This window comes from Ruegeria sp. BC8 (genome assembly GCF_056535705.1).
In genome coordinates this window covers 1,643,731-1,662,121 of record NZ_JBQFIV010000001.1, presented here as the reverse complement: position 1 = coordinate 1,662,121, position 18,391 = coordinate 1,643,731, and the positions used below count along the sequence as shown (strand labels likewise).

Genomic DNA, 18,391 nt, shown 5'->3' with positions numbered 1-18,391 from the left:
CCGGGCTTGCCCTGTGGCAAAGGCGGCAGTATGGCAGGCGCAACTTTCGGAGATCAGGATGCCTAGCGACAGACCCCAGCCCTCATTCGTGCTTGTCCGCCCGCAGATGGGCGAAAACATCGGCGCCGCGGCGCGGGCGATGTGGAATTTCGGTCTGGACCGGATGCGCATCGTCGCCCCGCGCGACGGCTGGCCCAACCCCAAGGCCGTGGCCATGTCGAGCGGTGCCGGGCGGCTGCTGGACGAGGCTCAGCTGTTCGACGATCTGGCCGGCGCGTTGGGCGACCGCACATACGTCTTTGCCACCACCGCCCGTCAGCGCGGCCTGACCAAACCCGTCTACAGCCCCGAGCGCGCCATGCAGATCGCAGCCCAAAAGGTGGCGGCGGGCGAAAAGGTGGCCGTGCTGTTCGGGCCGGAGCGGGCCGGGTTGGAGAATGAAGACATCGCCAAGGCCAATGCGATCATCTCGGTGCCGGTGAACCCCGAATATGCCTCGCTGAACCTAGGGCAGTGCGTGTTGCTGACCGCCTATGAGTGGATGCGCCAGACCGGCGACGTGGTGCACGAGGCCACCGATCTGGGCAAAGGCGACTGGGCCACCGGCATCGAGGTCGAGAAACTGGTCGAACACTACGAACAGCGGCTGGAGGAGGCCGGGTTCTTCTACCCGCCGGAAAAGGCCGAAGGGATGAAGGTGAATCTGCGCAACCTATGGTCGCGCATGCGCATGACGCGGGCCGATGTGCAGATGCTGCACGGGATCATGCGTCAGATGGTCCGCTGGAAGGACAAGGGCTGAGGCTGGACCTTCCCGGGCACTGGCCCTAGCTTGCGGGAAAATCAAGGACATGAGGACGGCATGAGCGGCAAGCGCAGCATCTTCGAAGAAGTCTCGGGTGAACAAAGGCAGGAAACGGTCCAGCCCGGCATGATCGACCGCGGCCGGGGTGGCGCGCGCAAGGCCATCCGTGTCTGGCTGATGATCCTGTTCGCGCTTGTCGTCGTGATGATCGCGGTGGGCGGGCTGACCCGCCTGACCGACAGCGGCCTGTCGATCACCGAATGGCGCCCGGTCACCGGGGCGATCCCGCCGATGTCCGAGGCCGACTGGCAGGCCGAGTTCGACAAGTACAAACAGATCGACCAGTGGCGGATCATGAACCAGTGGATGGAGTTGGAGGACTTCAAAACCATCTACTGGTGGGAATGGGGTCACCGGCAGCTGGGCCGTGTGATCGGCCTGGTCTGGGCGCTTGGGTTCTTTGGCTTTCTGGTGCTGCGCAAGATCCCCGCAGGCTGGACCGGGCGCCTTGCGATCCCCGGACTGCTGGGCGGCGTTCAGGGCGCCGTCGGTTGGTGGATGGTGGCCTCGGGCGTGACGCAGGGCGAGGGGATGACCGCGGTTGCCAGTTATCGCCTGGCCACCCATCTTGGCCTCGCGTTCGTGATCCTGGGCTTTTTGGCCTGGTACATCTTCATGCTGGGGCGCGAGGAACGCGACCTGATGCAGGCCCGCCGCGCGAAAGAGGCGCGGCTGTTCTCCCTGTCGACCGGGCTGCTGCACTTTGCCTTTCTGCAGATCCTGATCGGCGCATTGGTAGCGGGCATCGATGCGGGGCGGTCCTTTACCGACTGGCCGTTGATCGGCGGGCAACTGCTGCCGCCGGACGCTACCGCACTAGACCCGATGTGGCGCAATTTCTTTGAAAGCCCGGGGCTGGTGCAGTTCATCCACCGCTGTGTGGGCTATGTGCTGTTCGCCTTTGGCATCTTCGTCTGGCGGCGCGGCAGCAGCAGCGCCCACCCGCAGACCCGGTTCGCCTTCAACGCCATGTTCGCGGCGCTGTCGCTGCAGGTGGTCGTGGGCATCCTCACCGTGGTCTATGGCGCGCCCTGGAAGATCGCCATCTTTCACCAGTTTATGGCCGTGGTCGTCTGGACCCTGATCCTGCGCGCCCGGTTCCTGACCGCTTATCCCATCGCAACCTCGCTGCGCGGAGCTTGACCCAATGACTGCATTCAATGACCTGATGGCCTTTCAGCGCGAAACCTCGGCCGTGGCACAGATCGCCGGGCGCCTGGGCTGGGACCAAGAGACCGTCATGCCGCGCGGGGCCGCCAACCAGCGCGCCGAGGAGATGGCCGCAATCGAAGCCGTGTTGCATGCGCGCCGTTCGGATCCGCGCGTGGCCGAGTGGCTGGAAAACGCCCATGCCGACACCGAGGTCGGTCAGGCGCAACTGCGCGAAATCCGCCGCACATACGAGCGCACGGTCAAGGTGCCCGCTGATCTGGCCACGGCCATCGCCCGCGTGACATCGGCCGCGCAGGGCAAGTGGGCACAGGCCCGCGCCGACGAGGATGTTGCCGCGTTTCTTCCGGTTCTGGAGGAAGTCGTGGCGCTGCGGCGCGAGGAAGGGGCGGCTCTGGCGCAGGGCGGCGATGTCTATGACGCGCTGGTCGAGGATTACGAGCCCTACACGACCGCTGCCCAGATCGCCGACATCTTCGACGCCCTGCGCCCGCGTCTGGTTGCGCTGCGCTCCGCGGTTCTTGACCGGCCGTCCCCCGCGGGCGTGACCGGAACGTTCGACGAAGCGGCCCAGATGAAGCTGGCGCAAAAGCTGGCGGAGACTTTCGGGTACGACTTGAACCGGGGGCGGGTGGACAAGGCCGTACACCCGTTCTGTTCGGGCAGCGGCGACGACGTGCGCGTCACCACCCGGACCAGCGAAACCGACCCGTTCAACTGTTTCTATTCGACCATCCATGAGGTCGGGCACGCCTGCTATGAGCAGGGCATCGATCCGGCCTACGCGCTGACACCGCTGGGTGAGGGCGTTTCGATGGGCGTTCATGAAAGCCAGAGCCGTATCTATGAGAATCAACTGGGCCGCTCGCGTGCCTTCACGGGCTGGCTGTTCCGGCAGATGACGGACACCTTCGGTGATTTCGGCATAGCGGATGAAGATGCCTTCTATGCCGCCGTCAACCGGGTGCACAACGGATACATCCGCACCGAGGCGGACGAAGTTCAGTACAATCTGCACGTCATGCTGCGGTTCGATCTGGAACGCGCGCTGATGTCGGGCGAACTGCAGGTGAAGGACCTCGAGGCCGCGTGGAACGACCGCTTCCATGCCGATTTCGGCTATGCGGTCGACAAGCCTTCGAACGGGTGTCTGCAGGACGTGCATTGGTCGGTCGGTCTGTTTGGCTACTTCCCGACCTATTCGCTGGGCAATGTGTACGCAGGCTGTCTGTATCAGGCTCTCCGAGCGGCAGTTCCAAGCTTGGACGATCAACTGGCGCAGGGCGATACCGCCACTGCAACCGGCTGGCTGCGCGAGCATGTTCAGCAGCATGGCGGTCTGTATGCCCCACGCGACGTCATCCGCCGCGCCAGCGGCATGGAGCCCGGACCCGAGCCGTTGTTGGCTTATCTCGAAGACAAATTCGGCACGCTCTACGGTCTATGACCTGGAAAGATGACCGCTATGGGTATGATAGGGGTCATCTAGCTGCGGTGTGCATCAGGCACCCAGTCTTCCAGAGGCCGGTTCCAGAACCGGTTCGGGTTGTCTTCGTCCTGCCCGCGGATGTGCAGCGTTCGAAAACACGGGTGCAGAAAGATCACCGGTTCTTCATAGGGATGGGCCGCGTAGATTGCGCGCAGCACCTTCGAACGCACGCCGTCCGACACATCCAGAAAGAACGAGACTTCGACGCAGGGAACATCCACCGTGTCGCAGGTGACGGCATTGCGTCCGGTCCCGAGTGACCGAAAGCTCTGAGTTCCTGGCGTCGACCGGGAGGTGACGCGATCATAATCGCCATAAACAAGGTTGGCTTCCGCCAGAACGGCATCAATCACCGCCTGCGCGCGGTCCTCGGGAACCTGGACGATCACGCGCCAACCTTCGTCTGTCAGATATCGTTCGGTGTCCTGTGGTTTTTGGGTCATTCCAGTCTCCTAAACAAGCAACGTCAGAATGACCGGGTTTGCACCTCAAGTGTGACTTATCGCTTCGCCATCGACCGAACCGACGGCCCGAGGCAATCAAACGCGGAGTCCGACAGGCCGAAATGGCGAGCCAGAGCGATCTTGCCTTCCGGTGTTACGGTCAGGGCGCGGCTGGACCTCTGGCGCGCCAACCATTTGTCTTTCAGAGCTTTTTCCAGAATCGAGATTCCCAAGGGACCCGAGATGTGATTTCGGCGCTCCGTCCAATCCAGACAGAATTTGGCGACCGGCCGGTGGGCGCTGACCCGCGGTGGGTCCAGGTCGAGATCGGTCAGAAACGCGTGATATCGCGGACCCGGCGCCAGTGCCCCATGTGCCAGTTGCAGAACGCCCGTATCCAGCAGGTTGTCCGTGATCCACACACCGAGACGCCCGGCAAGATGGTTATAGCAGCAACGGGCCAACAGAACGCCCAAGTCCGGTTTCGCGGCCCGCCGGACATGATCGCTGGGGGTTAGCGTGGACAGCTTTTCCAAAGCCGATGCGACCTGTGCGCTTGCGATCCGGTGATAGACATGCCTGCCGCTGCGTATCGAAGTGGTCAGGCCGGTCCGCTCCAACTGCTTGAGATGGGAGGTCGCAGTTGGCGGCGTTATGTTGGCAGCGCAGGACAACTCTTTGTTGGTGAACGCCCGCCCGTCCATCAGTTTGCACAGGATGCGTGCGCGGGTTGGGTCGGCGAGGGCGGCGCCGATGATGTCCAGTCTGGGTTCGGGTCTCATTGGATGAGCCTACCGCAAAACCCGGCTTGACCCCAGAAAGAACGCTTCGACATTCGCCGAAACGAAAAGGAGCGGCTGCTGTTGCAGAGCCGCTCCGTCGTCGTTGAAATAAGGGCCGCCGATCAGAGGCGGCCATCCTTACGTTTCGCTATCGTCTTCCTCGTCACCTTGGTCTGCGATCCAAGCGACGCTGACGACTTCCTCGCCTTTGCCGGTGTTGAACACCTTGACCCCGCCCGCACTGCGGGACCGGAACGATATACCGTCGACCGGAACCCGGATCGACTGCCCCTTGGACGTGGCCAGCATGATCTGGTCGTCGATTTCGACGGGGAACGAGGCCACCAGCGGGCCGCCCCGCATCGCCTTGTCCATCGCCATCACGCCCATTCCACCGCGGCCGCGCACCGGGTAGTCATGCGACGAGCTGAGCTTGCCCGACCCGCCGGCCGTGATAGTCAGGATAAGGTTTTCCGCCGCAGACATCTCGGCATAGCGCTCCTGAGGCAGGATGCTGTCTGCGTTGCCTTCGTCTTCGTCGGTTTCGGTCTCTTCGGTGACGCCTGCCATCAGGCGGCGCATCTTCAGGTAGGCGGCGCGCTCGTCTGCCGTGGCCTCGAAGTGGCGAATGACGGACATCGAGACGACTCGATCGCCATTCGTCAGTTTGATGCCGCGCACACCGGTCGATTTGCGGCCCTTGAACACGCGCACGGCAGTGGTCGGGAAGCGGATTGCCCGGCCGGAGTTGGTGACCAGCATCACGTCGTCATCCTCGGAACAGATGCGCGCGTTGACCAGTTCCACACCCTCGGGCAGATCCATCGCGATCTTGCCGTTGCGCTTGACGTTGGTGAAATCGCTCAGCGCGTTTCGGCGCACGTCACCGGCACTGGTGGCGAAGACGATCTGCAGGTTTTCCCATTCTTCATCCGGCACATCGACCGGCATGATCGCCGCAATCGAAACACCGGTGGGAATCGGCAGGATGTTGACGATGGCCTTGCCCTTGCCGGTGCGCCCCGATTGGGGCAGGCGCCAGGTCTTGAGCTTGTAGACCATCCCGTCGGTGGTGAAGAACAGCAGTTGCGTATGCGTGTTCGCCACGAACAGATTGGTTACGACGTCCTCTTCCTTGGTCTGCATCCCCGACAGACCCTTGCCGCCGCGCTTCTGCGCGCGGAAGTCGGCCAGCGGCGTACGCTTGATGTAGCCGCCCGAGGTCACGGTGACGACCATGTCCTCGCGTTCGATCAGGTCCTCGTCTTCCATATCGCCGGACCAGTCGACGATTTCAGTGCGGCGCGGCACTGCGAACTGCTCTCGAACCTCCCGCAGCTCGTCGGCGATGATGCTCATGATGCGCTCGCGCGAGGACAGAATGTCCAGGTATTCCTTGATCTTGGCGGCCAGGTCTTCCAGCTCGTCCGTGACCTCTTTGACACCAATCTGGGTCAGGCGTTGCAGGCGCAGATCAAGGATCGCGCGGGCCTGAACCTCGGTCAGGTTGTAGGTGCCGTCGTCGTTCATCTTTGACAGCGGATCGTCGATCAGCCGCAGATAGCTCTCGATCTCGGCTGCGGGCCAGCGGCGGGTCATCAGCTTTTCGCGCGCCTCTGCCGCGTCGGCCGAGGACCGGATCGTGGCAACGACCTCGTCCACGTTCGAGACCGCTACGGCCAGACCGCACAGGATATGGCTGCGTTCCCGTGCCTTGCGCAGGTCGTATGCAGTGCGGCGGGCAACGACATCTTCGCGGAAGTCGATGAAGCTGGTCAGGAACCGGCGCAGGGTCAGCTGCTCAGGGCGACCGCCATTCAGCGCCAGCATGTTGCAGCCGAATGAGGTCTGCATCGGCGTGAACCGGTAAAGTTGGTTCAGCACCACCTCGGGCGTTGCGTCGCGCTTCAGCTCGACCACCACCCGCACGCCGTTGCGGTCAGATTCGTCCTGAACGTGGCTGACGCCTTCGATGCGCTTTTCACGCACGGCTTCGGCGATCTTCTCGATCATCGAGGCCTTGTTCACCTGATAGGGGATCTCGTCCACGATGATGGCATAGCGGTCTTTGCGCAACTCCTCGACGCGGGTTTTGGCGCGGATAATGACGCTGCCACGGCCTTCCAGATAGGCCTTCCGCGCGCCGGAACGGCCCAGCATCACGCCGCCGGTCGGGAAATCGGGGCCGGGGATGTATTCGATCAGCTGTTCGCTGGTCAGGTCCGGGTCTTCGATCAGTGCCAGCGTCGCGTCGACCACTTCGCCCAGGTTGTGCGGCGGGATGTTGGTGGCCATACCCACCGCGATGCCGCCGGCTCCGTTGACCAGCATGTTCGGGAACCGCGCGGGCAGGACGGTGGGTTCCTTGTCCTTGCCGTCGTAGTTGTCCTGGAAATCTACCGTCTCTTTCTCAATATCCGCCAGCAGCGCGGCGGCAGGCTTGTCCATGCGGACCTCGGTGTAGCGCATGGCCGCCGGGTTGTCGCCGTCCATCGAGCCGAAGTTGCCCTGACCATCCAGCAGCGGCAGCGACATCGAGAAATCCTGCGCCATCCGCACCAGCGCGTCATAGATCGCGCTGTCACCGTGCGGGTGGTATTTACCCATCACATCGCCTACGGGACGGGCCGATTTGCGGTAAGCTTTGTCGTGGGTGTTCCCGGTCTCGTGCATCGCATAGAGGATGCGCCGATGCACCGGTTTCAAGCCGTCGCGCAGATCGGGGATCGCACGGGACACGATGACCGACATGGCATAGTCCAGATAGGACGTCCGCATCTCGGATTCGATGGATACCGTCGGGCCGTCGTAAACCGGGCGCTCGGGCGGGGTTTCATCCATGTTTTCGGGGATTTCTGGCGTATCGCTCACGTAAACTGCCCGTTTATTGTGCTGGGTCTATATCTTGTGGATGCATCTTATCAGACCCGGCACATAGGGTGCAAGCAAGCAACCCGGAAGTGGCCAGAAACCGCGGTGTTATTCGGGTAACACATTGTTTTAATACGGATTGAAAAGGAATCATGGTACCCTGAAGGGACCTTTGAGGAAATCTGGAGGTCTGAATGGAGAAAAACGAAACCGAATTGATGCTGAAGGGGTATGGCCTGACAACGGCTGAAATCTTCTATCGCATGCCGGATTACATCCATGTTCTGAACACGTTCATCTGGCAGGATTACGACTTGGCGCCGGATCATCCCAAGTTGTTCAATTTCATCGAGTTCTGGCAGCGCGAAATCGAGGGTCCGCTGCATTCGGTGCGCTTTACCCACCGCAAGATGATCGCGCCTGGAGAATGGCAGAACGTCGTCGGAGAATACCGGCTGAACTAGTGTTTCGGCCAGGTTGCGCTCAAGGCCAATGCGCCTTGACCCGGCCGATGGATCATCGAATGAATGCCGACCTGCGTTTCGGCGCAGGTTACTCACTCTCATAATTTCACAACACAACCAGATCTTGGCAATCCGTTGACGGTGGACGCGCTGAGCGGTTGAATATTCTTATGCGTTTCGGTGGCGGTCCGGTGCGGCGCACACGATTGGTACAGATTGGAAAACCAGAGAAAGTCCAGGATATGATTGCGCTAACATTGGACATGCCGGCGATGGCGCGTTAAGGACGGCTCATGGTTTCTCGCGTTATACCCGTCGACCCATTTGATCTGGTCATTTTTGGTGGCACCGGGGATCTGGCGCAGCGCAAGATTTTGCCTGCCTTGTTTCGTCGTTATTGCGCGGGACAGTGGAATGACGATGTTCGGATAATCGCCGCAGCAAGGTCCGCACATGATCAGGCGGGCTATCGTGCGATCGTCACCGAGTCGCTGGCCCAGCACGCACCTCGTCATGCGGCAGATCCCGGCAACCTTGATGGGTTCCTGAACCGGCTGCAGTATCTGCGGTTGGATGCCAGCTCTGATGATGGGTGGGAAAACCTTTCAGGTCTGTTGACGGATTCGCGGATCCGCGCCTTCTATTTCTCGGTTGGACCCGGATTGTTCGCACCGTTGGCGGAAAAAATCCGCCAGCACGGTCTGGCAAACGAGCAGACGAGGATCGTCGTCGAAAAGCCGTTCGGTCACGACCTGGACAGCGCGCGGGCGTTGAATGCCACGCTGGCCTCATATTTCAGCGAAAACCAAATCTACCGGATCGATCATTATCTGGGCAAGGAAACCGTCCAGAACCTGATGGCAGTCCGGTTCGGCAACATGCTGTTCGAGCCGCTGTGGAACAGTCAGTATGTCGACCATATCCAGATCACCGTCGCCGAGACCGTCGGCGTGGATGGTCGCGAAGAGTATTACGAGCGCGCTGGGGCAATGCGCGACATGGTGCAAAACCACCTGATGCAGCTTCTGTGCCTGATCGCGATGGAGCCGCCTGCCAAGTTCGATTCGGACGCCGTGCGCGATGAAAAGCTCAAGGTAATCCGCGCGCTGGACCCGGTGCAGCCGCACCACATCGTGCGTGGGCAGTATTCGGGTGGTCCCGACGGGCCGGGCTACCGCGAAGCGGTGGGCAATCCACGCTCGACCACCGAAAGCTATGTGGCGCTGCGAGCGCATGTCAGCAATTGGCGGTGGGCGGGGACTCCGTTTTATCTGCGCACCGGCAAGCGGCTGGTGGCAAGGTCCTCGGTCATCAACGTGATTTTCAAGGACGCCCCGCATTCCATATTTGGGGCCGAGGCCGGTCGGCATGCCAACACGCTTTCGATCCGGCTGCAGCCGAACGAAGGCATAACGCTGAAAGTTACGATCAAAGAGCCGGGGCAGGGCGGAATGCGTTTGATCGACGTCCCGTTGGATATGAGCTTTGCCGAAGCGCTCGGGCCCGAAAACCAGGAAGCGCCGGATGCTTATGAGCGTTTGGTGATGGACGTGATCCGGGGCAATCAAACCCTGTTCATGCGTGGAGACGAGGTCGAGGCCGCCTGGGCCTGGACCGACCCGATCATTGCGGGGTGGAAGGCGCGCGGCGACGTGCCAAAACCCTATGACAGCGGCAGTACCGGTCCCGGCGACGCCGAACTGCTGATGAAACGCGACGGTCGCCATTGGCAAGGGATCAAGCCATGAAGATTCAGGAATACGCTGACAGGGACATGCTGGCCATTGATGTTGCCAACGTTCTGGCCGGAGAGTTGGAGGCCGCGCTGCTGCACAACGATGTCGTGGCTTTTGCGGTTCCCGGCGGCACCACGCCCGGACCGATCTTCGACAGCCTGTGCGCCGCGGACCTTGAATGGGAGCGTGTCCGTGTGCTGCCCACCGACGAGCGCTGCGTCCCTGCAGACAGTGACCGGTCGAACGAACGCCTGATCCGCGACCGACTTCTGACCAACCGGGCGGCGGCGGCGGACTATGTCCCGCTCTATATTCCCGGCAAGACGCCCGAAGAGGTTCTGCCCCAAATCGAAGCTCTGATCGAGCCGCTGCGCCCGTTGGCGGTGCTGGTTCTTGGAATGGGCGACGACATGCATACGGCCTCGTTGTTTCCGGGGATGGAGGGGCTGGCGCAGGCATTGGCCAGCAACGCACCGGCGTTGGCCGTTGCTCGGCCCCAGACGCAGCCCGAGACGCGGATCACCCTGACGGGTCCGGTTCTGGATGGCGCCCTTTCCAAACACCTGGTCATCTATGGTGAAAAAAAGCGCGCAGCGCTTGAGCGTGCCATGAGCCTGCCGCCCGAGGAGGCGCCAATTGCGGCAGTCTTGGATGGAATGACGGTACACTGGGCGGATTGATCTCATGCAACTGGACACTCTAAGAACTCTAGCGGCCAAAGGCGCGGACACCCGAATCGTCGATTTGTTCGCGCAAGATCCCGGCCGGGCGCAGAGCTTCTCGGCCTCGACCGGCGATTTGCTGTTCGACTATTCTAAAACCCTGATCGACGCGGATATCCGTGCGGCGCTGATCGACCTGTGCGATCAGGCCGGTCTGGCCGAGCGGCGCGACGCGATGTTCCGGGGCGACAAGATCAACGAGACCGAGGGCCGCGCTGTACTGCATACGGCGCTACGCAATCTGGATGGCGGCCCAATCGAGGTTGATGGCCAGGACGTCATGCCCGAAGTGTTGGACACCCTGCAGCGCATGCGCGTGTTCGCCGAAGAGGTCCGGGGTGGAACGGCCCAGGGGGCCGGGGGCAGCTTTTCCGACGTCGTGAATATCGGCATCGGCGGTTCGGACCTTGGGCCGGTGATGGCGACGCTGGCGCTGGCGCCCTATCACGATGGGCCGCGCCTGCACTATGTCTCGAACGTGGATGGCGCGCACATCGCCGACACGCTGCGCGAACTGGACCCGACGCGGACGCTGGTGATCGTGGCGTCCAAGACCTTTACCACCATCGAAACCATGACCAACGCGCGGACCGCGCGGGCCTGGATGCTGGACGGCGGCGGTGACCCGGGGCGGCAGTTCGCGGCCGTGTCCAGCGCCGTGGACAAGACGGCGGACTTCGGCATCCCGTTTGACCGCGTGTTCGGCTTTGCCGATTGGGTTGGCGGGCGCTATTCGGTCTGGGGGCCGGTGGGACTGCCGGTGATGATCGCGGTGGGCTCGAACGCCTTCGACGCGTTCCTGCGCGGCGGGCAGGCGATGGACGTGCATTTCCGCGCCGCGGGCTGGGCCGAGAACATGCCGGTGATGCTGGCGCTGGTGGGCTTCTGGCACCGTCAGGTGCTGGGTCATGCCAGCCGCGCGGTTCTGCCCTATGACCAACGGCTGCTGCGGCTGCCGGCCTACTTCCAGCAGCTCGAGATGGAATCGAACGGCAAATCGGTGGCCATGGACGGCTCGGCGTTGAGCGTGCCTTCGGGGCCGGTGGTCTGGGGTGAGCCCGGCACCAACGGGCAGCACGCGTTTTACCAACTGATCCATCAGGGCACCGACGTGATCCCCTGCGAATTCATGGTGGCCGCCGAAGGCCACGAGCCCGAACTGGCCCATCATCACCGTCTGCTGCTGGCCAACTGCCTGGCTCAGTCCGAGGCGTTGATGCGTGGCCGGTCGCTTGAGGAAGCGCGAGCGCGCATGGCCGAGATGGGCCTGCATGGCGACGAGTTGGAGCGTCAGGCCCGGCATCGCGTGTTCCCGGGCAACCGGCCCTCGACCACGCTGATCTATCCGCAGCTGACGCCCTTCGTTCTGGGCCAGATCATTGCGCTGTATGAACACCGGGTGTTCGTCGAAGGCGTGCTGTTGGGCATCAACTCGTTCGACCAGTGGGGGGTGGAGCTGGGCAAGGAGTTGGCCACCTCGCTGGGGCCAATCGTCGATGGCGATGCGGGCACCGAGGGCAAGGACGGCTCGACCGCCGCACTTGTGGCCTATGCGCTGCGGCACCGGGGCTGAAGCCCTGCAAATCTGACGGCCTGCCGCCACGGCAGGCCGCATTCTTTTATTGTCAGACAATTAAATGATTGGCAGGATCGGCCCCGAGGAGAAGCCCTGGGGCCGGCCATGCCGCCGTGTCGCCTGGCCGCAACAGACGCCGCATCAGGCCGGCGCGATGAATGGGAGGATGTCCATGCTGGGACAGATGATGACGCAGCCGCTGTTGATTTCGTCACTGATCGATCATGCTGCGCGCTATCATGGTCAGACCGAGATCGTGTCGGTCGAAACCGACGGAACCGTCACCCGGACGAACTGGGGCGAGATCGCCGCCAATGCCGGGCGCATGGGGTCAGCGCTGACCAAACTGGGCCTGCAGCCGCAGGATCGGATCGGCACTCTGGCCTGGAACAACCGCCGGCATCTGGAAATCTACTATGCCGCCTCGGGTGCCGGGTTCGTCTGCCACACGATCAATCCGCGCCTGTTCCCCGAACAGCTGGTTTACATCATCAACCATGCGCAGGACCGGGTGCTGTTCTTCGACGCCACCTTCATCCCGCTGGTTGCCGCGATCCGCGATCAATTGACCGAAGTGAAGCATTTCGTCCTGATGGGACCGCGCAGCGAGGACGCACTGCAGCAGATCCCTGGACTGGAATTCTATGACGACTTGATCGAGACCGGCGACGCCGATTTCGAATGGCCGGTCTTCGATGAAAACACCGCCTCGAGCCTGTGCTACACCTCGGGCACGACCGGCCACCCCAAAGGCGTGCTGTATTCGCACCGTTCGACCGTTCTGCACAGCTTTGCCTCGAACACCCGCGACGTGATCGGGTATTCGGCGATGGATGTGGTGATGCCGGTGGTGCCCATGTTCCACGTCAATGCCTGGGGGTCGCCCTATGGCTGCGCCATGTCCGGTTCGCAGATGGTGTTGCCCGGGCCGGACCTGCATGGCGAGGCGCTGGTGAACCTGATCGACACCTATGGCGTGACTCTGGCGATGGGGGTTCCCACGATCTGGCAGGGTTTGCTGGCCCATGCCGCCAAATGCGGCACCAAGCTGGAAAGCCTCGAACGTACGGTGATCGGCGGCGCGGCGTGCCCGCCCTCGATGATCGCGACCTTCCGGGAAAAATACGGCGTCGACACCGTGCATGCCTGGGGGATGAGCGAGATGAGCCCGCTGGGCACTGCCAACATTCCGCTGGCCAAGCATCGCAAGCTGCCGATCGAGGAACAGCACAAACTGCGCGAGAATCAGGGTCGTCCGCCCTTTGGGGTCGAGCTGAAGATCGTCGATGACGACGGCAACGACCTGCCGCATGACGGGGTCACGCAGGGCGACCTGATGGTGCGCGGCCATTGGGTGTTGGACAGCTATTTTCAGCTGCAGGATCAAGATCTTCTGCAGGATGGCTGGTTCGCCACCGGCGATGTGGCGACGTTGGACCCCGATGGCTACATGACCATCCGCGACCGCTCCAAGGACATCATCAAGTCGGGCGGTGAGTGGATCAGCTCGGTCGAGCTGGAAAACATCGCCGTAGCGCACCCGAAACTGGCCACCGCGGCGGTGATCGGCGTGCCGCATCCCAAATGGGACGAACGCCCGCTGCTGGTGGCGGTCAAGGCCGAGGGCGAAGATCCGTCCGAGGCCGAGCTGCTGGAGTTTTTCGACGGCAAGATTGCCAAGTGGCAGGTGCCGGACAAAGTGGTCTTCGTCGACGCGCTGCCACTCAATGCGACGGGCAAGGTCCTGAAACGCAAACTGCGGGATGAATTCAAGGACGCCTTGGCAGGTTAACGCTTGATTTCTAAGGATTTTTGGCTCCGGCGGTAGGGATCGAACCTACGACCAATTGATTAACAGTCAACTGCTCTACCGCTGAGCTACGCCGGAACTGAGGGGCGTGTACCAATCTGCAAAGACGAGGTCCAGACGAAAATTGCTTTCTCCGGACGAATTGCGCGCTCCAGGTTTCCGTTTCGGATTTCAATCGGGCTGCACAGGTTTGTTGTTTCCTGCGGCAGTGAATCGTTGCGTTGATCTACGCGCCGGCCGCGACGTGATCGTTTCATCCGGATCAGAAAGAGACTAGCCTCTCGATAATGCACCATGCTTCGGTGAACCTGTTGAAACCGGAAAGGAACCCAAGATGCGGACAGCTTGCAGGATTGTAGCGAAGCTTTTCTTCTTTGTTCTTGCCGCGCCGGGGATCGCCCAAGAGGCCGGAACCCTGATCACCGGCGCTCGGATTTTCGACGGGGTCAGTTCCGACCTGATCGAGGGTCAGGACGTTTTGATCCAAGACGGCATGATCACGGCCCTTGGTCCTGATCTGGATGCGCCGGAGGGGGCGACGGTGATCGATGCGCAGGGTCGGTTCCTGATGCCCGGATTTGCCGACATGCATGCGCATCTGATGTTTCAGATGCCGTTCGGTATCGCATTCAATGCCGATCGCGAATACTGGGCCTATGTTGCCGCAACCGTCGCCGAACAATACCTGATGCAGGGGTTCACGACGGTCCGCGATGTCGGCGGGAACTCGTTTTCACTGAAACGCGCCATAGACGAGGGCATCCTGAGGGGGCCTCGGGTCTATCCTTCGGGTCCCATGATCTCGCAGAGCTCGGGCCACTCGGATCATCGGTCGGACGCAAACGAGCCCGGTTCATTGGTGTTCGAGCCCAGCATTCCGATGAAATACTTCCATGTCGCAGTTGCCGATGGGCGTGACGAGGTTCTGAAGACCGTACGCGAGGTGTTGCGCCGCAGGGCCTCGCAGATCAAGATTTCGGTCGGTGGCGGTACCGGGTCATTTGCTGATCCATTGGACACCACGCAGTACACGGAAGACGAAATCCGTGCAGCCGTCGAGGCGGCCGAAGACTGGAACACCTACGTTACCGCCCATGTCTACAACTCGGATGGCATCATCCGCGCCGTCGAGAATGGGGTGAAGTCCATCGAGCATGGCAATCTGATGAGCGAAGAGGCTATGCGCGTGATGATGGAGCATGATGCCTGGCTGTCGCCGCAGGTCATCGTCTACACATTCCATCCGGCAGGCTACAACGACGAACAAAAAGCCAAGCATGACGAAGCCTATGACGGCATCAACCAGATGTTCACCATGGCCAAGGAGCTTGGATTCGAGAATATCGTCTTCGGCACGGACGTGATCACTTCTCCTGAGATGATCAAGCGCGCAAACGAGGAGTTCGTTCTGAGAACGGAATGGTTCGACAAAGCCGAAATACTCCGTCAGGCAACCTCGAAATCAGCCGAGTTGCTTGCCTTGTCGGGGCCGCGCAATCCTTATCCCGGGGCGCTGGGTGTCATTGCGGAAGGTGCTCATGCGGATATCCTTTTGATCGACGGCAACCCCCTTGAGGACATGTCTGTCATGACCGAATACGAAGAGCGCTTCGATCTGATCATGAAGGGCGGGGTGATCTACAAAAACGAACTGTAGCGGACGATCTGCTGTGCAAATGCATGGCGGACCAAACTTGCGTCACAGGCGCTGAAAAATTCTCTGATGTTTCGCGGGTGTGATTGACAGGATTGGGCTGATCGAAAGACCAACTCCAAACTAACGGCGCAGGTCCTTGGGAGCAGGCTGATTGTATGCCTGGAACCAGCTGAAAACCCGGCCTGTCGGATCGGCAACCGACCATACACGGGACGCGAGCGGTTGGGTGCGCCACAAACTTCTGAAATCAGAGGATTTTGGCTCCGGCGGTAGGGATCGAACCTACGACCAATTGATTAACAGTCAACTGCTCTACCGCTGAGCTACGCCGGAACTGAGGCGCATATAGCAATCCGGTTTTTCGGCGTCCAGAGGGGAAAAGCACCGAGGGCGAATTTTTTGTGCGTTCAGGAGATGCGATGAAAACTGGTCTGCACCGACAGCGCGCCCCGGGGGGCGACGCGGTCTTTTCCGGTCAGGTCCACCAGATGGGCAAACACGTTGCGCTCGGCCGCTGGAAGCAGGGCAGGCGGGGTTTCGACATAGATCCGCTGGGCCAGATCCCGGGCTGTGCCCGGGCGCTCGGCCAGCGCGTCGAGGATTTGTGCCTCGCGTTCCAGCCGATGGCGGATCAACCAGTCAAGCCTTCCCGAGGGGTCTGTGATCGGCGCGCCGTGTCCGGCATGGAAGATGGACCAGTCGCGGGCGCGTAGCCGGTGGCAGGCCTTCATGAAGTCTGTCAGATCACCATCCGGAGGCGAAACCAGCGAACTGGCCCAGCCCATCACGTGATCGGCGGTGAAACACACGTCTCCCCAGGCCAGCGCGATGTGATTGCCCAGATGACCCGGCGTGTGAATGACCTCAAGGCCCCATCCGTCCCCCTCGATCCTGTCGCCGTCCGCCAACTCGATGTCCAGGCGGAATTCCGAGTCGATTCCCTCGCCGCCGCCGGCGAGGCCTTGCTCGGCCAGTTGGGACATGATCGCGCTGCGCCCTGCCTGTGGCCCGCCAAAGGCGTAGATCGGGGCACCTGTCCGCTCTGACAGCGGAGCAGCCAGCGGCGAATGGTCCAGGTGGCTGTGGGTGACCACGATATGGCTGATCTTTTGCCCGGGCTGCAGCGCATCCAGAATGGCTTGCATGTGACTGTCGCTCAACGGTCCGGGGTCGATTACGGCAAGGTCGCTGGTGCCCAGGAGGTATGTATTTGTCCCCAGATAGGTCATCGGCGACGGGTTTGGGGCCAGCAAGAGCCTGAGGCCCGGCTGCAGGGCGACAGGGATCCCCGGTTTCGGGTTGAAATCGTCTGCTTGCAGCATCTTGGCCTCTTTCTCTTGGCGGGGCAGCCCGCTAGGTTTAGCGCATGTCCTCGCGCTGGCTCAAATCCTATTTGCCCCGCAGCTTGTATGCCCGGGCGGCCCTGATTCTGGTGCTGCCGGTGATCGTGGTTCTGTTGGTGGTGTCGGTGGCATTCGTGCGTGAACACCTCGAGGATGTGACCGGTCAGATGACCCGCGCGGCGTCGCGCGAAGTGCGGCTGGTTCTGGAAGATATTCAGGGTGCCGAAACCCAACAGCAGGCGCTGGCCGCGGTGCGCCCGGATCTAAGGGTGCTGGACATGCAGGCCCGCTTTCTGGGGATCAACGAAACGCCGACGATTGAACCGCGACGCTGGTATGATTTCATCGCGCCGCAGATCGACGCTGATCTTCGAGAGCTGCTGCCGAACCTCGTAGCGGTATCGTTGCCGGACAGTCAGGTCGCGACTTTGTTCTTGAACACCCATCTGGGTGTTTTGGAGCTTGGCTTTGATCGCCGGCGTCTGTCGACGGTCGCTCCGCACCAGTTGATCGTCACGATGCTGTTCTTTGCGGTGATCATGACCTCGATTTCGTTCTTGTACATGCGCAATCAGTTGCGGCCGATCACTCGGCTGGCCGACGCGGCGCAGGCTTTTGGTCGCGGTCGGGTCGTGCCGTTCACCCCCGGAGGGGCCGTCGAGGTGCGGGCCGCTGGCAGCGCGTTTCTTGACATGCGTGCCCGGATCGAGCGGCAGATCGAGCAGCGGACATTGATGCTGTCGGGTGTCAGCCATGACCTGCGAACGCCTCTGACCCGGCTCAAGCTTGGCCTGTCGATGTTGCCCGAGGAAGATGCCAAGCCGCTGCTTCAGGACGTGAACGAAATGCAGTCACTCCTGGATGCCTTCCTTGATTTCTCGCGTGGCGCGTCCGAGGGCGAGCAGGTCGAGGTTCGTCCGGATGAGCTTTTGCGCTCGATCGTGGATGATGCGCAACGGGCCGGACAAAGTGTCGAGTTGCTGCCGCCCGAAGGGCAGGGTGCAGTGATGCTGCGTCCAACTGCGATCCGCCGCGCCGTGGAAAACCTGATCGGCAATGCGGTGCGCTACGGGTCGCACGCGATGGTCAGCATGACCCTGACTGACAAATCGCTGCGCATTCGGGTTGAGGATGATGGCCCCGGCATCCCGCCCGAGCAGCGGACCGAGGCGGTGAAGCCATTCAGCCGGTTGGACCCGTCGCGGAACCAGAATCAGGGCAGCGGGGTGGGCCTCGGGCTGGCGATCGTTGCAGATATCGCCCGTGTCCACGGCGGTGTTTTACGCCTCGGCCAAAGCGAACGCTTGGGCGGTTTGTGCGCAGACATCATCATCGGGCGGTAATTTCGGCCGTATTTGGTAGGCCCGGAGGGACTCGAACCCCCAACCAAAGCGTTATGAGCGCTCTGCTCTAACCAATTGAGCTACAGGCCCGCCTGAGCGCTTGGGTACCATGCAGAACGG

At 61.7% G+C, this 18,391-nt stretch carries 14 protein-coding genes and 3 tRNA genes; 10 read left to right on the top strand and 7 right to left on the bottom strand.

Translation table 11 applies throughout. From position 1 onward, the window contains the following. The first annotated feature begins 58 nt into the window (after positions 1 to 58). From ACR3EK_RS08425 to ACR3EK_RS08415, 3 genes are read left to right on the top strand one after another with little or no spacing between them, the layout of a single operon-like run. A complete protein-coding gene (locus ACR3EK_RS08425; RefSeq protein WP_005982870.1) occupies positions 59 to 802 on the top strand; it encodes an RNA methyltransferase in 744 nt (247 codons plus the stop codon). 60 nt (positions 803 to 862) lie between these two features. Continuing rightward, positions 863 to 2,008: a heme A synthase gene (ctaA, locus tag ACR3EK_RS08420; RefSeq protein WP_480633140.1), complete on the top strand. Its 1,146-nt coding sequence runs from the start codon at positions 863 to 865 to the stop codon at positions 2,006 to 2,008. Positions 2,009 to 2,012: 4 nt separating this feature from the next. Then, positions 2,013 to 3,482 (top strand): carboxypeptidase M32, encoded by a 1,470-nt coding sequence (locus ACR3EK_RS08415; RefSeq protein ID WP_480633139.1) that lies wholly within the window; start codon positions 2,013 to 2,015, stop codon positions 3,480 to 3,482. A gap of 38 nt (positions 3,483 to 3,520) precedes the next feature. Here the strand turns inward: ACR3EK_RS08415 and ACR3EK_RS08410 are convergent, their stop codons facing one another. The 3 genes from ACR3EK_RS08410 to gyrA form a co-directional block, all read right to left on the bottom strand. After that, the gene (locus ACR3EK_RS08410) at positions 3,521 to 3,967 is read right to left on the bottom strand and encodes a YqfO family protein (protein ID WP_480633138.1); all 447 of its coding nucleotides are present in this window, start codon (positions 3,965 to 3,967) and stop codon (positions 3,521 to 3,523) included. Positions 3,968 to 4,023: 56 nt separating this feature from the next. Next, on the bottom strand, positions 4,024 to 4,749 hold the full coding sequence (locus ACR3EK_RS08405) for an ArsR/SmtB family transcription factor (RefSeq protein WP_480633137.1): 726 nt from the start codon (positions 4,747 to 4,749) through the stop codon (positions 4,024 to 4,026). Positions 4,750 to 4,887: 138 nt separating this feature from the next. Continuing rightward, positions 4,888 to 7,590 carry a DNA gyrase subunit A gene (gyrA, locus tag ACR3EK_RS08400; RefSeq protein WP_170370970.1) on the bottom strand — a complete coding sequence of 901 codons (2,703 nt, stop codon included), beginning with the start codon at positions 7,588 to 7,590 and terminating at the stop codon, positions 4,888 to 4,890. 224 nt (positions 7,591 to 7,814) lie between these two features. On the opposite strand from gyrA, the gene ACR3EK_RS08395 reads away from it, so the two are divergent. From ACR3EK_RS08395 to ACR3EK_RS08375, 5 genes are all read left to right on the top strand, one after another. Then, positions 7,815 to 8,084 carry an usg protein gene (locus ACR3EK_RS08395; RefSeq protein ID WP_480633136.1) on the top strand — a complete coding sequence of 90 codons (270 nt, stop codon included), beginning with the start codon at positions 7,815 to 7,817 and terminating at the stop codon, positions 8,082 to 8,084. Between the two features lie 293 nt (positions 8,085 to 8,377). Then, positions 8,378 to 9,832: a glucose-6-phosphate dehydrogenase gene (zwf, locus tag ACR3EK_RS08390; RefSeq protein WP_480633135.1), complete on the top strand. Its 1,455-nt coding sequence runs from the start codon at positions 8,378 to 8,380 to the stop codon at positions 9,830 to 9,832. After that, a complete protein-coding gene (gene pgl, locus ACR3EK_RS08385) occupies positions 9,829 to 10,500 on the top strand; it encodes a 6-phosphogluconolactonase (RefSeq protein ID WP_093962204.1) in 672 nt (223 codons plus the stop codon). Before zwf ends, pgl begins: the two co-directional genes overlap by 4 nt. A gap of 4 nt (positions 10,501 to 10,504) precedes the next feature. Then, positions 10,505 to 12,115: a glucose-6-phosphate isomerase gene (gene pgi / locus ACR3EK_RS08380; protein WP_480633134.1), complete on the top strand. Its 1,611-nt coding sequence runs from the start codon at positions 10,505 to 10,507 to the stop codon at positions 12,113 to 12,115. Between the two features lie 175 nt (positions 12,116 to 12,290). Then, entirely contained in the window at positions 12,291 to 13,910 is a 1,620-nt protein-coding gene (locus ACR3EK_RS08375) for a long-chain-fatty-acid--CoA ligase (protein ID WP_170523565.1), read from the top strand. A gap of 21 nt (positions 13,911 to 13,931) precedes the next feature. On the opposite strand, the gene ACR3EK_RS08370 is transcribed toward ACR3EK_RS08375, so the two are convergent. Next, positions 13,932 to 14,006: transfer RNA gene (locus tag ACR3EK_RS08370), tRNA-Asn, on the bottom strand. Between the two features lie 256 nt (positions 14,007 to 14,262). Here ACR3EK_RS08370 and ACR3EK_RS08365 point away from each other — a divergent pair. Then, a complete protein-coding gene (locus tag ACR3EK_RS08365) occupies positions 14,263 to 15,585 on the top strand; it encodes a metal-dependent hydrolase family protein (protein WP_480633133.1) in 1,323 nt (440 codons plus the stop codon). Positions 15,586 to 15,843: 258 nt separating this feature from the next. On the opposite strand, the gene ACR3EK_RS08360 is transcribed toward ACR3EK_RS08365, so the two are convergent. Together ACR3EK_RS08360 and ACR3EK_RS08355 are read right to left on the bottom strand one after the other, a co-directional pair. Then, positions 15,844 to 15,918 (bottom strand) — tRNA-Asn (locus ACR3EK_RS08360). Positions 15,919 to 15,992: 74 nt separating this feature from the next. Then, a complete protein-coding gene (locus tag ACR3EK_RS08355; protein WP_480633132.1) occupies positions 15,993 to 16,907 on the bottom strand; it encodes an MBL fold metallo-hydrolase in 915 nt (304 codons plus the stop codon). Positions 16,908 to 16,951: 44 nt separating this feature from the next. Between ACR3EK_RS08355 and ACR3EK_RS08350 the strand changes: the two genes are divergently transcribed. Further along, positions 16,952 to 18,271, top strand: a complete 1,320-nt coding sequence (locus tag ACR3EK_RS08350; RefSeq protein ID WP_480633131.1) for an ATP-binding protein — start codon at positions 16,952 to 16,954, stop codon at positions 18,269 to 18,271. A gap of 13 nt (positions 18,272 to 18,284) precedes the next feature. On the opposite strand, the gene ACR3EK_RS08345 is transcribed toward ACR3EK_RS08350, so the two are convergent. Further along, positions 18,285 to 18,361, bottom strand: a tRNA-Ile gene (locus tag ACR3EK_RS08345). Positions 18,362 to 18,391: the final 30 nt, after the last annotated feature.